16 protein-coding genes are annotated in these 13,165 nt (G+C 46.3%); 3 read left to right on the top strand and 13 right to left on the bottom strand.

The genetic code is table 11. The annotated features are described in order from the left end of the window. Positions 1 to 94: 94 nt before the first annotated feature. The 11 genes from JGK16_RS09770 to JGK16_RS09720 all read right to left on the bottom strand — a co-directional run bounded on the left by JGK16_RS09770 (position 95) and on the right by JGK16_RS09720 (position 9,573). On the bottom strand, positions 95 to 1,963 hold the full coding sequence (locus tag JGK16_RS09770; RefSeq protein WP_293190400.1) for a CapA family protein: 1,869 nt from the start codon (positions 1,961 to 1,963) through the stop codon (positions 95 to 97). Positions 1,964 to 2,184: 221 nt separating this feature from the next. Beyond that, positions 2,185 to 2,634, bottom strand: coding sequence for a hypothetical protein (locus JGK16_RS09765; protein WP_293190398.1), 450 nt, complete (start codon positions 2,632 to 2,634; stop codon positions 2,185 to 2,187). Beyond that, positions 2,631 to 2,825: a hypothetical protein gene (locus JGK16_RS09760; protein ID WP_293185055.1), complete on the bottom strand. Its 195-nt coding sequence runs from the start codon at positions 2,823 to 2,825 to the stop codon at positions 2,631 to 2,633. Before JGK16_RS09760 ends, JGK16_RS09765 begins: the two co-directional genes overlap by 4 nt. Positions 2,826 to 2,827: 2 nt before the next feature. Continuing rightward, positions 2,828 to 3,049 carry a hypothetical protein gene (locus tag JGK16_RS09755; protein WP_293185057.1) on the bottom strand — a complete coding sequence of 74 codons (222 nt, stop codon included), beginning with the start codon at positions 3,047 to 3,049 and terminating at the stop codon, positions 2,828 to 2,830. After that, on the bottom strand, positions 3,046 to 3,408 hold the full coding sequence (locus tag JGK16_RS09750; protein WP_293185059.1) for a hypothetical protein: 363 nt from the start codon (positions 3,406 to 3,408) through the stop codon (positions 3,046 to 3,048). The genes JGK16_RS09755 and JGK16_RS09750 overlap by 4 nt, the downstream gene beginning before the upstream one ends. 109 nt (positions 3,409 to 3,517) lie before the next feature. After that, positions 3,518 to 4,111 (bottom strand): hypothetical protein, encoded by a 594-nt coding sequence (locus JGK16_RS09745; RefSeq protein WP_293190396.1) that lies wholly within the window; start codon positions 4,109 to 4,111, stop codon positions 3,518 to 3,520. A gap of 47 nt (positions 4,112 to 4,158) precedes the next feature. After that, positions 4,159 to 4,476, bottom strand: a complete 318-nt coding sequence (locus tag JGK16_RS09740) for a hypothetical protein (protein ID WP_293190394.1) — start codon at positions 4,474 to 4,476, stop codon at positions 4,159 to 4,161. A 179-nt stretch (positions 4,477 to 4,655) separates the two neighbouring features. Then, a complete protein-coding gene (locus tag JGK16_RS09735; protein ID WP_293190392.1) occupies positions 4,656 to 6,179 on the bottom strand; it encodes a hypothetical protein in 1,524 nt (507 codons plus the stop codon). Next, entirely contained in the window at positions 6,172 to 8,211 is a 2,040-nt protein-coding gene (locus tag JGK16_RS09730) for a hypothetical protein (RefSeq protein WP_293190390.1), read from the bottom strand. The genes JGK16_RS09735 and JGK16_RS09730 overlap by 8 nt, the downstream gene beginning before the upstream one ends. After that, complete coding sequence (locus JGK16_RS09725; protein ID WP_293190388.1) at positions 8,204 to 9,031, bottom strand: hypothetical protein; 828 nt, start codon at positions 9,029 to 9,031, stop codon at positions 8,204 to 8,206. The genes JGK16_RS09730 and JGK16_RS09725 overlap by 8 nt, the downstream gene beginning before the upstream one ends. After that, a complete protein-coding gene (locus tag JGK16_RS09720) occupies positions 9,028 to 9,573 on the bottom strand; it encodes a hypothetical protein (RefSeq protein ID WP_293190386.1) in 546 nt (181 codons plus the stop codon). Before JGK16_RS09720 ends, JGK16_RS09725 begins: the two co-directional genes overlap by 4 nt. A gap of 242 nt (positions 9,574 to 9,815) precedes the next feature. Here JGK16_RS09720 and JGK16_RS09715 point away from each other — a divergent pair, with 242 nt between their 5' ends. Genes JGK16_RS09715 through JGK16_RS09705 form a run of 3 tightly spaced genes read left to right on the top strand, consistent with a single transcriptional unit; the run spans position 9,816 to position 11,430 of the window. Then, positions 9,816 to 10,355 (top strand): tyrosine-type recombinase/integrase, encoded by a 540-nt coding sequence (locus JGK16_RS09715; protein WP_293190384.1) that lies wholly within the window; start codon positions 9,816 to 9,818, stop codon positions 10,353 to 10,355. Between the two features lie 7 nt (positions 10,356 to 10,362). Further along, entirely contained in the window at positions 10,363 to 10,695 is a 333-nt protein-coding gene (locus JGK16_RS09710) for a hypothetical protein (protein WP_293187187.1), read from the top strand. A 3-nt stretch (positions 10,696 to 10,698) separates the two neighbouring features. Then, entirely contained in the window at positions 10,699 to 11,430 is a 732-nt protein-coding gene (locus JGK16_RS09705) for a hypothetical protein (RefSeq protein WP_293190382.1), read from the top strand. Between the two features lie 225 nt (positions 11,431 to 11,655). Here the strand turns inward: JGK16_RS09705 and JGK16_RS09700 are convergent, their stop codons facing one another. Together JGK16_RS09700 and JGK16_RS09695 are read right to left on the bottom strand one after the other, a co-directional pair. Continuing rightward, positions 11,656 to 12,222, bottom strand: coding sequence for a hypothetical protein (locus tag JGK16_RS09700; RefSeq protein ID WP_293203012.1), 567 nt, complete (start codon positions 12,220 to 12,222; stop codon positions 11,656 to 11,658). Between the two features lie 70 nt (positions 12,223 to 12,292). Further along, positions 12,293 to 12,508 carry a hypothetical protein gene (locus JGK16_RS09695; RefSeq protein WP_293190378.1) on the bottom strand — a complete coding sequence of 72 codons (216 nt, stop codon included), beginning with the start codon at positions 12,506 to 12,508 and terminating at the stop codon, positions 12,293 to 12,295. Positions 12,509 to 13,165 lie beyond the last annotated feature (657 nt).

Here is a 13,165-nt window from a genome sequence, read left to right as displayed (position 1 = left end):
TCTATCTTCTTTGGGAATTTGTGAAGGATCCGCACCCTACTCACTAATTCCCAATGACCTGTTTGGCCAATGCCCAATTCCCAATTCCCAATAATTACTTACTCTTCTTCAAAATTTGTCCCTTGTCATCAATCATCAAACCAGTATTAGGAAAATCGCTCTTTGTCAAACGGCGAATCAACCCCACAGTCCGAAAATCTTCATCCACTGAGGGAATACCTTGGCTGCTAAGTTCGATGGGGATAATCTTACCAGAAACAAAATCCCCTTTTGGAGTCATTTTTACATCCAAAATCAGAGATTGACCCAGTGCTCCGGCTGTGGACAAAGTGCGATAACCCATGAAATTGCCCAGGGAATACGCGATCAATTTCCCTTTGTAAAGTTCCAAAGCTCTTGTAACGTGGGGGCCGTGTCCCAAAATCAAATCTGCTCCCGCATCAATCATCGTCCGCGAAAACAACACCATATTTCCCCGGTTTTCTCCGTAAAAGAACTCATTTCTATTGTTCACATTCTGAGCTCCGGTTCCTTCAGCTCCAGCATGAACTGAGATGACTACAATATCAGCCTTTTGCCTCGCTTTTTTGACAACTTCTGCCCCCGCTTTCAGTTCCAGCAAGGAATTGTGAACTTCGCCGTAGTTGCTGAAACCGATAAAAGCAACATTGACGCCCTTGACATTTTGATAAACAATTTGATCTCTTTTGCCAACAGCCTTCATGCCGTTGCTGTCGATGTTTTTGATCGTGTCCTTAAATCCCTGCTCGTTAAAATCGTAGGAGTGATTGTTGGCAATATTCAAGATGTCAAAACCAACATCTTTGAAGATTTTGGCATAACTCGGAGGCGTCCTAAAGGCAAACAGCATTCCTCCGCCGCCTCCTTTGGAACTGTAAGGATAATCGGTCATCGTGCTTTCAAAATTGCCAAACAGAATATCGGCTCCTTGTAGGTAGGATTTTACCGATTCAAATAAGCGCTCCTTATTTTCCGGGAGTTTATTGTAGGGGAAATTGGTGCCGGGGATCATGTCGCCAACTGCTTTGATGCTGACTGTTGCGGGCAAATTTGCAGGTATTTTTGCTGCCTGGGATGGTGATTGCGATGCGGGTTTGGCGGCGGATGCTGACGCTGGGATAGATTCCTTGCGGGATGGCTTTGCCGCGCCTACTTTTTGTACCGCAGGCTTTGAGGTGACATGGTTAATTGTAGCGGTGCTTGAGGATTTATTGAATTGAGAACCGAGTACAAAGCCTGCTATCGGTACGAAAATCAGGCTGAGAGTACCGACTGACAGCCAAGATTTTTTAGTTTTACGACGGGCTAAATCTGGTAGCGGTGATGGCTGTTGTTGGCTTTGGTTTGTGGCTTTGGGAGTTGGGATTGTATCTGGCGGCTGTGATGGCTTTTGTTGGCGTTGGTTTGTGGGTTTGGGAGTTGGGATTCTATAGGATTTGCGGGGGGATTTTTCTGGTATTTGAATGGGTGGGGTTGTGATATTTTGAGGTGTTTCTATTTTGGGCAAAATTACAGGAATTGGGGCAGTGGGTACACTGGCGACAGCTACAGGAATTTTGACAGGGGCTACACTCACTGGTGCGGTTACGGTTACGGGTGTGGCTACACTCACTGATGCGGCTGCGGTTGCCGGTGCACAAGAGGAGCGTTGTTTTAATTCTACCGTCTGAGTCCAAGCGGGCAATTGCTCGCCTTCGCGCCGCCCGTACACTGTTAATCCGTAAATGTTATTTGGTTGCAGTCGCTGCAACCCTTTGATTGCGACTCGGAGACAGGCTTCTTCTGCGGGCAATTGTTCTGCTTCCAGCAGGAGGTGCAGGGTTTTATTTTCCAAGCTGCCTTTAGCCGTGACGCCGAAGGTTTGGAGTGCTTGGCCGATCAGAAATGCGATCGCCCTGGCATCGCCTTCTTTTGCTAAATTTAAGATATCTTGTTGGCTCACAAATGCCTCTACTCTCACACGAGAAATTTAGCTCGATCTTATATCAGATTTGCGAAACACGATTAAATGCCGATCGACTGAACTTAACTAACTAGGTACAAATAAACATACTGAAAACATTCGGTGTCGCAGCCCGAAATACACTCAAAAACCAGATTTCTCCTTGCCGCTACAAATCCCCCTTGTCCGAGTACCCGTTAAGATGAATCCCCAGTAATGACTTACGAGTAAACCACCTTCAACGGAATCTGTTCAACGCCCGATCGCGCCAGCAACTCCATTCGCTCGCAAAATCTTTTCCATCCTGAAAAATTTCTCAGCACAATGCACCCAGCAGAGCCGGGAACGTTGGCATCGAAATGGATTCCGAACTCCGATCGAGTTCGCCCGCCGGGAGAGACAACCGGATCGGGGGTGATGTGAAAGAACAGACCCTCTATGCCGCGGGTGTCCGACCAATAAGGCGTTGTAGGAATTTCATAATCGAATCCTTGCGGTATCGGCCCCTTGCCACGCTCCCATTCGTCCCCAGGCTGTTGCCAGCCCGCGCAGCCGGAAGTTGCAAGGTAGTCGATCGGCTTTCCGTCGGGATAAATCAGTTGCAAGTTCCCGTCCAAAAGCTCAGTGGCAGGTTTTAACTGCATTGTAAAAATCAGCTTGTGTGGTGTCATTTGCTTTGAATTTCTATAATGCGATCGCGCAGTGCACCAATCAAATAGTCTGTTTCGCCGATCGTCTCTGTAAATCCCTGTTTTCCCTGCAAATAACCTTTGTCCTCGGACAATTTAGCTATCGCATCAACCAACTCTATTAAAGTTGGATCTGGAACTGCGAGTAAAGCTCTGGCAGTAATTCTTGGCATTCTTAACGCTCTCTCAATCCAGAATTTCCTGCAATCCACTGCTCAACACTATCCAGTCTTTTTTCGTGAAATTCTAGAGTTTTCTCTATTTCTGTCTGATGCTTAGCAACAGCAACCGCCCCTTTTTGGATTTCCGTTAGAGACTTCCAGACTAAGACCATCAACCCAAGAATGCAGCTTACTACAGCCAAATCAATCGTTAGTAAAGTAGAAGTAAAATTCATGGGCTATTGTAAATTTCAAGGGTTAACTGAATTTGCTTGTGCCACGGCGCAGGCTCAAACTTGATCCGATATTCTCCAGTGAGTTCAGGAAGTGAAATTAGCGTAGTTCTATTTAGAGGCACTTGCCAGCGTGACCCTTCAAAGTCAACCTGAGCACTACCATTATTCAATACTTGAGTTAAAGTTCCTCCCAGCCACCAGCGGGGCTTTGCCACCGAAGAACTGGCATAAGCCCTAATGATGTGCTGAGAAAAAGATCCCGGAATCAAAATTCTGCCAATACCTTGTTCTAGCCCTACCGCAGCAGAATGCGTACCGCTGTAAATAACTTCCCAATTAGACTGGTTGTCAAGACTCATTTACTAATCAATTAGAAATTCCTCGACCCCTTTGAAATCGTCTTTGTATCATTCCAATTGCTCGGGCGGTACGTACATATCGCCGTACCGCCATACAAATACTTGTTAGTTAGGGTGTAACTTTAGGTTTTTTCTTCTTGCTTTTTGTTGTAGTTGCAGTAGTTGCTTGTTCGGTTTCTGTGGTAGCAACATCTGGATTTGCTGAGGCTGCTGCAACAGTTGCAGAGGCAATAGGATAAGTCCTTCCGCCTTTAATTGAGAAAAAAGGCTCAATTTCTCCAGCCCCTACCGTTGCAGTAGTTGCAATTTTGGTAGCGGGAATCAGTTCGCCCAAAATATCAGCTATTTCGGCAACTGTCAAAAATGAGGGAAACGTAAAAGATAATTTTCGTTTATTTCCCTTAGTTGTTTTCAAGCCAGTGGTTAAAGAAACTTTTCTTGCGTTAGGACGGCCAAAAGCTAGGTAAACCGCTTTACTTGCTGGAACTGTTACTTCCCCCGTGCTTCCGTCTGCTTTGATATAGCTTCTTGTGTAACCTGCTCTGTCTGTCACATCTTCGGGGCTCGGAGTGTAACTTCTGCTTTTGATGTCAAGAAAATTTGCTACGCGGGGAATGCAACTGCAAGTTGTCCGAAAGTCGTCAGTACCTGTTCCGTCAGCGCCACTTCTGCGATATTTAACTAGAAAGCTATGTCTTGCCATTGATTATTTTTTTAGTTGTTGATTTGATTTCTTTGCCAATAGTTACTTTACCCGTTTGAAGGAATAGAACCATCAAGATCGATCACTACCAGCGAAGTGATTGAAGCAGTTCTTCGGAAAAACAAATGATTGTTTTTGCTGGTTTCTACAGCTCCATTAATTGCTGCCGGATAACCGAGAATTTTCTGCCCCACTTCTTGACTTTCATTCTTGAGTGCAGCCGCAGTTGAACACGCATGCAGCGATTTCATGAAAAATTCACACATCGTAAATTCTTCTGGAAGATTTCCGATTTGTTCCCACCAGGCTTTTAAAGTTTCATCTTCAATGGCTGCAATCATTTCCGCAAGAGTAATGTCGTTCATGTTTTTTGAGAAATTTCAGTTATTTGCTGGGTTATTTTCATTGTAATTATTTGTGTTAATCTGTCAATGCCTAAAACCCTTGTGGCTTGTGGCTTCCAGCTACAAAACATTTTGTACAACCCTAGGGTTGTACAAAATGTTTTATAAATGAATAGCGGTTATTGTAAATTTTTATTGAGCTACCCTAGAACGGGTAAATTGATGGGTTCATTTTCAGGCCACAAATCCATCTCGATCCTCTGCTCGTCCCAGACGCGATCGGACAAATCTTCCCGACCTTGCAAGTCGTCAGAGCGTCGCCGCCACACCAAAACGGCTTTTGACGGGTAAACGATGTAAGGCTGTTCCCTGCGTCGGGCGGTTGGACTTGTGTAGCCCGAGTCGCGAACGCCATTCGGTACAATTTCGGCAGTGGAAAGCGCCAACAACTCTTCGATTTTGTTCAAGCCCTCATTTTCGGTATTGGCGTAAACCTGCATCTGGCGGCCGTTGTTGAGTTGCGCCGTCACCAATTTTTGCCCGCTAGTGTACAGCTTGGCAGCTAGCTTAATTTTGTCCCAAGTCAAGTCGCGCTTAACGTCGGGAATTGTCACCTGTCGCTTGCGAGCTCGTTTGCCGTCCGGCATTACCCAGGGCGGCTGCTGCTTTTCTTTGAATTCAATAATTAGATAGCGTTCTTGAAAGTTCGGCCGCACGTAGTCGTCAACAGGAGTTCCATTGATGAGAACTCCCACGTCACGATTGCCCAGCATCTGGTGAGTTGCTAAGACATTGACCACCGTCGGCCTCATCACGGCTTCAGGGCCAGACAAGACAATGCGTTCGTCGGGAACCGATCTATCTGGAGTAATTTCTATGGTGCGATCAACACCAAGCACCGAATTGTTTGCCACTTTTTGCATTGCCAGCCAAGCATCAATGCCGCCCGCGACGGCATAGCCGGCTTCTATACAGGCCTCCGTTCCTTCTTCCCAAGCTTCCTCAACAAAATTCCTCAAAAAAGTATTGGGGATAGATTCAATTGCATTCTCAATAGCACCTGCAATTGTCCAACTTTCCCCCGTTCCCCATTTATCTATTTTTTCGCTTCCAAAAAAGCCTCTAAGAGCAATTCCCAGGGGGTTTGCTGGATTCTTTAATGCAGCCCTAACGTTTTTGTAGAGCCACAAGAATGAAGCTTGCACCCCCATCCTAAAGCCAGCCTGAATTACCTCACTAGCGGCATCAAGTAGCTCATCTAAAGCTTGCTCGCCAACTTCTTTTAGCAAGTGAGTTGCCAGCGCTTCGTTGAAAGTCATAATGGCCGCAGCCGGAACCAAACCGCAGCCAATCCAGCCGATCGCCCGCCCTACCGCACCGCCCAAGACGCCGCCGAAAGCATTCCACAAGCCCTCAATTTGTTTGTCGATACTTTCGTCGCTAATATTCCAATTGAAATTGGCAATAAATTGAACGCCGCCGACAATCCAACTCCACAGCTTAGTCCAGCTAAATGAAATTAATTGAACAACTCCAGAGACCAAAAAACCGACGAATCGCGTTGCGCCGTCCCAAATAGTTTCTAAAAATCCTTTGTCTTGAGAAGTAGTCGTAGCGCTTGCTGACCAAGAGCGAATAATATTGCCACCAGTCGAAGATTCCCGCATTTTTCGACTAGCCAAATCGCGCAGAACTAAACCAATCTTTTTTATTGCATCAGCCATTTGCTTTCCCTGCCTGACCTATATTGTCGCCAATCTGTCTGATGCGCGGTCTGCGCTCTCTGGATCGACCGTAGGGGGTTTGCGCGTCTTCGATTCCTGTCTCAAAGCCAAATCCATCCTCTACCTGATCGAGGAAGTCTTCCCAATCTTTAGAATGCTTGGGTTTACTCGGATCGTCCTCCTTTGCTAAAGGATTTTCTAGCTTGTCACTTAAGTCAGCGCTACCTTTAATTGATTCCAAAATTTGTGATTTGATATCTTTTTTAGGATCGACTTGCCGCCAATGTACCGCTCTAGTAATTGCTGCTGCCTGCAATAAATCTAATAAGATATCTCGCTGCGTTTCTTTGTTTGTGTACTCAATACCTTTGACGTGGATTATGCTTTCTTTGATGAGTTCATCAATTGACTCGGCTTTTGGGGTAAACGTTGATGGCATTTCAATGTCCGATTCATCATAAGGGAAGTTCATGTATTTTGCGATTGCCATGCTTGCCAAGTAAGCTTTGATTGCTTCTTGCCGACCCATTCCAGACTCGCACAAATTGCGAGTTGATAAAGCCACAAGGGCTGCTACGTTGGCTTGCAGGCTTAGTAGTTGCCCTTCCATTTCGGCTATCGACTCTGCCAAGTTCGGGAATTTAATCTGTTTGCCTTGGTCACCTTCTTTTGTCAAATCGGTATCTTTTACGTCGATTTGAATTTGCCATTGACCCCAGCGTTCGTCATCCCGCTGGAACATCCACATCAAGAGGTCGGCAAAGTCCTCAATTTTCTCTTGAACTGGCTCTGTTGCTGGTTGGCCTTTTTCGACTTCTTGAATAATTGTACTGGGAAGCTCACCGGGAAATTTGTTAACTCCTAATCTTTTGTGAATTTGGCGCAGCAGTTTGATGGAATCGCTACAGCATTCATCCATTTCTTTTCTAGGGGGTTGGTTGGGTGGAGGGGGGGAAGAAGGAGAAGGAGAAGGAGAAGGAGAAGGAGAAGGAGAAGGTAAACTGCAACTAGAATAAATTACAAAATATGTTTGTTTTCGGACAATTCTCATCCACCTATAATCAATTGTCTGGGAATAAAAAATCCCATTGTTTAGAAGATCAAAAATCTTGTCTTCTCTGCCTGATAGCCCCCAAAGAATGCCATCAGGCTGATAAATCCCGTTATTCGGGTTGCTTGTGTTTACGATTTGATTAAATACGCTTAGCTGCCAATTATTGTTGTATCCCCACATTCCGGCGGTATTCGGATACTGTCGAGGATTATCTAGAGGAATTCCAAAAGGGATATTTTCTATGATTAATTGACTTGCGTTTAAAACACCCGGATTGCCGTTAGTAGGTGGTGTGTAATCCCCCGCCCCTTTGTATTCATAAGAGTAGGCAAGCCTCGTCCCGTACCACTCTTCCGATCTGTAATGAATGGCAACAATTACGGTACAGGTTTTGCTTGGATCGCCAACGGGCAATACAGGTCTATCCCAATTGGGAGGGCTTGGAACAGGTGCCGGGGTTGGTGTTGGCGTTGGCGTTGGTGTTGGTTCCTTCTTGTCAGGAAACTCAAATCCAAGTTCAAAACTAATTGGAGTAAACGGAATTTGCAATGAAATTCCGACCCCTACACCTTCAGAAGACTTAGAAATATTAATTCCAATTCCAACTACCTCACCACCAATACTTCCGCCCTTTACTTGCCCCGTACTTGTATTAATTGTGACTCCCCCGCTCACACCCAAAACCCCGCCCGGAACCTCTGCGCCGGCACCTATTGAAATTGAGCTTTTTGAAGGATCTTCATAGTCGGGATTGCCACTGATATCTAGGCGAATTGGGCTGACATCAACACTGACTCCACCAGTCACGGAAACCCCCCCAATATTTGCTACCTCGCGGGTGACTCCAATTCCTCCGGTACTTACAGAGGTTTGGCTTTTCTCCCCCATATTGACGCCGCTATCCTTCCCGAGGTCGATCGCACTTGACCCCGAGGTGGCGCTGGGGGAAAGCGATGATTTGGAGCTGACCCTAGACATAGCTCGCCTCTATTCCTGAAATGCGAGATGGACTGCCTTCGGCGATCGCCCAAAGTTCCCCTGTCAACGTTTCCTCGGTTAGATTGCCACCACCATTAGCTGCTAGGTAGATTCCCGAACCTACCGCGACGCTCGAATTGCCAGCAATCCAAATATCAGCATTCCCCGTATTCGTGGCATAGAAAATCGCCCTGTTTGCATTAGCCAACCTAAACCTAGTAGGGGCTGTTGAGGGGATATTAATTCCGTAAGGAATCGCAGTGCCGACAATCTTATTTACTGGTTTGGCTATTAAATCGACGTTGAACCTAAAGTCACCTTCTAAATTAATATAATCGCCCGCTCCTAATACACCAGAGCCGTAATTGATTATTGAAATTCCCAATCTGTCATCAGGGCTAAGTAGTTTGAGTTGGTTAATAGTTAGGTACGGGATTACAAATGGAATCGTTGTCTCGCGCCCCTTATTTTGCAACCTGGCGGTTGACAAGGTTGCCCACGCTCCCGTGCCTTTGCGTGCATGAAAGCGCAATCCAATAAAGGGATAATCTTTTTCTATTTTCAGCATTTCGGCTATTTTTTCTGCCGAATTCATCTCAGGATACAGCTCGGGAAAAGGAGCTTGAATTAAAGAAGGAAGATAAATAGCGCCACTGAGTGTTTCTAAATAGAAACTTTTTTCGATATAGTAACTAGACTCTAATGCTGCGTATCCGGCAAAAGTTTCAGAGCAGTTGAGAATTTCAATAATATTAGCGCCGTCAGCGCTGGTGATTGAGCGCCGGAAAGTTCTCGTCCCGCTAAGTGAATTATCGCTCACAGCAACCAGTCCTTTCCTTCGATTACAGAACCACCACCGGGCAACTGTAAAATTTCCACAGGAAAATCTATATCGGCGCTAAACGTAGAATTAGTACCGCCTGAAGAGGCTAGTACAAGCTGACACCGACGGAGGTTACTGGCGTTATTTGGATTTTTAACAGGGTCTAGCTCTAACAACTTTAAATCTACTATTCCCTGCATGACTGCCTGAGACAAGTTCGGCGCCGTGCTGCTGCCACCAGTTCCGCTGGTGAAGGTGGAACCTGTCAAGTAATGGGTTGCTGTTGCAGTAAACTGCCCCGTGACAGCAGCAGCAGCCTGAGTATTTAACACCAGCGATACGGTTGCTATTTTTGTGGACAAGTTAACGCTAATTGTGACGGAATCAGTGCGACCGGCAATTTTAGTTAAATTGTTTTCCTCTTGTTCTAGCCTTGCCAGCAGTCCGTAAACATATCGCTCTTTACTGGCGGGCCCAGTGGGGGCAGATTGAGAAACGCCAGTTACTGTGGCACCGGCACCGGCTGTATGTACTGCCATCTTTTGGGAAACATAAATATGCTTCTAGTTTATTAACTTTTTGACACTTGATTGAACTTGAACTTTTTCTTAAGAAGTTGCTCTTTTAGATAAAAGAGCAACTTCTTAATATTTTGCGATCGCCTACCAACAAGGCTTTGAGTGGATACACTAAAAAGGGGTGTTGAAAGGTTGTCAATTGTCTAACAGTACAAAGGAAACAGCAACAAGTGAAAATATTTAGGTTTGGGCAAGCTACGCCCATGAATCAAGACAGTTACGAACTAATCAGCAAACATTTATTTACGGAAATTCACAAGGTCTTTTTAGCTATTGCTTGGTACACTGGTGAGAGACCAGATGCCATTCTAAAAAGCCAGGTCTCTCAATTTTACGTAAATCCATCCCGGCGTATCGTGCGCTCGGAAATACTCTATAGCGCGACGACTAGGAAGGATAAAAAAACCAGAGAAGTCCCTTGTCACGTAGACTTAGAAAGAATTCTTAGGGATTTTGAATGCTTGGAAAATGGCTATTTATTTCCGTCTCGCGTTCGCAAAAATGACCATCTTTGTCGGCAGGCGATCGATCGAGCTTTCCGGCGGGCTTTGAAAAAAGCGGGGCTTGAAAATCAGGGATATTCCTTGTATTCGGCACGCCGCGGGTTTATTACTCGGCTAAACAATCTCGGTTGTAGCCCTGGGCTGATTAAATCCCTCTCTGGACACGCCAGCCTTGCATCGTTGAGCCGGTATATCGAAATCTCAGAAGAACAGCGAAAAAATGCGATCGCCAATTTTTAACTAAATTATGCTAATCAACGTCAACTCAAACTCAGTAGTCAATATTTCCGAAGACTTGCGCGGCGCCAATGCTGTCGCTACTGTGTCGGCCACGACAACCGTGGGGGTAGCTCTTGCTGCTAACGCGAACAGGGCAAATTATTCTATTTACAACGCAGGCCCAGCCACCGTTTTCCTCAGGGAAGGATCTGTAGTAACTCCGGCTCTTTACACCACGCCGATTCCTTCAGGCTTCCTTTGGAAAGAAGACTTTATCTCTGCTAGATACACAGGCGTTATCTCTGTTATCACCGCGTCAGGCACGGCCTCTCTTCAAGTTTCCGAGGGGACGCTAATCTAATCAATGGGCGAACTGATTGATTTGAACCGGAAAACGATTACTGATGCGGATCTTCCGGCAACAACCGCGACGGACGCCGAAGTAGCCCAGGCGATTGCCGCGCACGAGGCAAAAACTGACCCGCACCCTAGCCTGTGGGCAAGAATAGTGGCTGGATTCCTCAGTCTGGCTGGAGGGCAGCGGATTTTAAAGAATAATCCGCCAATCACTTACACAAGCTTTTTTGGAGGTAGTAACCACCTCGAACTGACAACCGATAACGGTAGCAACCCCATTCTTGCCTTTCACAAAGGCGGGTTGTCGGCAGTAAGCCTTTACCACGCTGGCTATGGAAACGATTTACTTCGGCTTCAGAGTGCTGACGGGTTAAACGTCTCTTTAGTCCATGACGGAAATATTGGAACGAAGACTGCTGGCAGTGCAAATGGTTTGATGCTTGACGGCGGGGTGGTAATAAAAACAAGGCTGATTGAGGGTATTACCCCAGCCGGGCAAGGACTAGGCGTAGACATCGCCCATGGACTCGACCCTGCCAAAATTGTATCCGTGCAGGTCATTGTCCGGGCAACGTCCGGAGCGATCGTGCAGGCAAACAATCAAAATGGTCTGGGAGCAACAAGACATCGCTTTGACTGGGCCGTAATCGGACCCAATTTATTTATCACTAATGTTGCGGATCAGTCGGCGAGTCTCGTATCCCGGCCATTTTCTGCACTGATCACTTACCGACAGTAACAGTCATGAAAGGGTTCCGAACGTTTAAAATATTTCGCGCCACCAGCAATTCTCAGGTGGGGAAGTTCACAGAATCTCGAATAATTTTTGTCGATCGCCCGAACACGCAAATTCAATTGCCAAAGATTGGGCACTTGAGTTAGTTGAATATGGATCTGAGGAGATTGTTACGCTACGCCCCGCCCCGAAGCATCTCCACAATTTCCGCAGACTTAGCCCCGGCCGCTAGGAGCGATCGCACTTCCTCAACTCTTGCCTGCGCGATCGGCGAATCCGTATTTCCCCCGCGGATGTGAATGTGGCGCATACGCGAACCATCGCGGTAGGAGAATCGGAAGTATTCGCCACTACGGGCCGTGCCACGCGGTCGGTAGGTGGATATAGCTTTGCACCCTGATACAGAATCATTTGGGGAATTTGATTCTGTATCAACTTCGACAGGGGCGATCGCCTCTGATCGACAGGGGCGATCGCCTCTGATACAGAATCATTTGGGGAATTTGATTCTGTATCAACTTCGACAGGGGCGATCGCCTCTGATACAGAATCATTTGGGGCTGGAACGAGACTAACTTCGTCGGGGTACAAGAAACCCCATTCGTTTATGTGCGGATTCCAAAACCTCATGCTCCCATCAACGGGATGGACGGACTCTATTCTGAATACTTCGCCTCGCTTCACCCAAGCGGCGGCACTTGATGGTTTCTTTCGCAGCTTCACCCAGTCACCGGCTTTGTAGAGAGTTCCGACCGCGGGGGAAGTGGCGAACAGTGAAAGTTGAGCAGTTACCATTTACGATAATCCAAAATCTACGTTGTGAAAGCCGATCGCTCTTTTGGGCGATCGGCTTATTGTCAGTTGACTACACGATGTCGGAAGGCATTGGGGGAATGCCTGGGAAAGGGTTGCTAGGCATGGGGCTTTCCAACAGTCCTAGCAGAGACTCAATTTCTTGCAGCAGGCTGGCATCGTCTGTCGATTCCCGTGATTCTTCTTCTTCCAGTATTGCCAAGCGGCGGTCTTGAGATTGCTGGGCTTCGATAATTAGTTTCAGCAGTCTTGTGAGAATTGGATTCATGGGTTTAACGTCCTTGTTGTTGTTTAATTGCCGGTCTCTCCCGGCTGTCACGCCAGCAGGTACGCTCAGCGTTTAGCGCTTCGTTCTCTCCGAAGTGTCACGCTAGCTCTCGTTCTCAGCGTCACGTCTTACCCTTAGAATCTTGCAGGTCTCGAACCCACTTATTACTACTTGTTAGGGCAGTTATCAGCATCAGTAGCCTAGCTGTCAAATGTCAAATTCACTTTGTACTGCTACAGATAAGTGACCGCTTCATGAAAGCCTCATTTATCTGTAGCAGTCTTCTCGGAATCGTCTAGTTTTTTCAGGTCGTCTAGTTTCACCATTCTCAGGTTTGGAAATATGCAGCGGAGTTTGTCGTTGATGTAGTCGCATTCCCACTGCTCTACGTGCAGTCTGGGCCCTCCAGTGTGGTGAGCGCTGGTCTGAGGAATGAAAATTTAATAACATCAGCGATGTATAATAAATAAATGAGTGAATATGAATAGGTTAATGTTTCGGTATGGATGTCAAATATTATACCTACTTGGTTATTCTTATGTCGCCCATGATTTGTTAATTTGAATCATTTATCCTAACATAATTTATGTATTACTCAGACGAAATTACTGCTTTAATGCTCCAACATCATCAGTCTTTATCTGAAAAAGACAAAAG

Source organism: Microcoleus sp. PH2017_09_SFU_O_A (assembly GCF_020738625.1).
Taxonomy (GTDB): Bacteria; Cyanobacteriota; Cyanobacteriia; order Cyanobacteriales; family Microcoleaceae; genus Microcoleus.
Note: the sequence above shows the minus strand (reverse complement) of the source record. Positions and strands in the feature narration are given on the sequence as shown.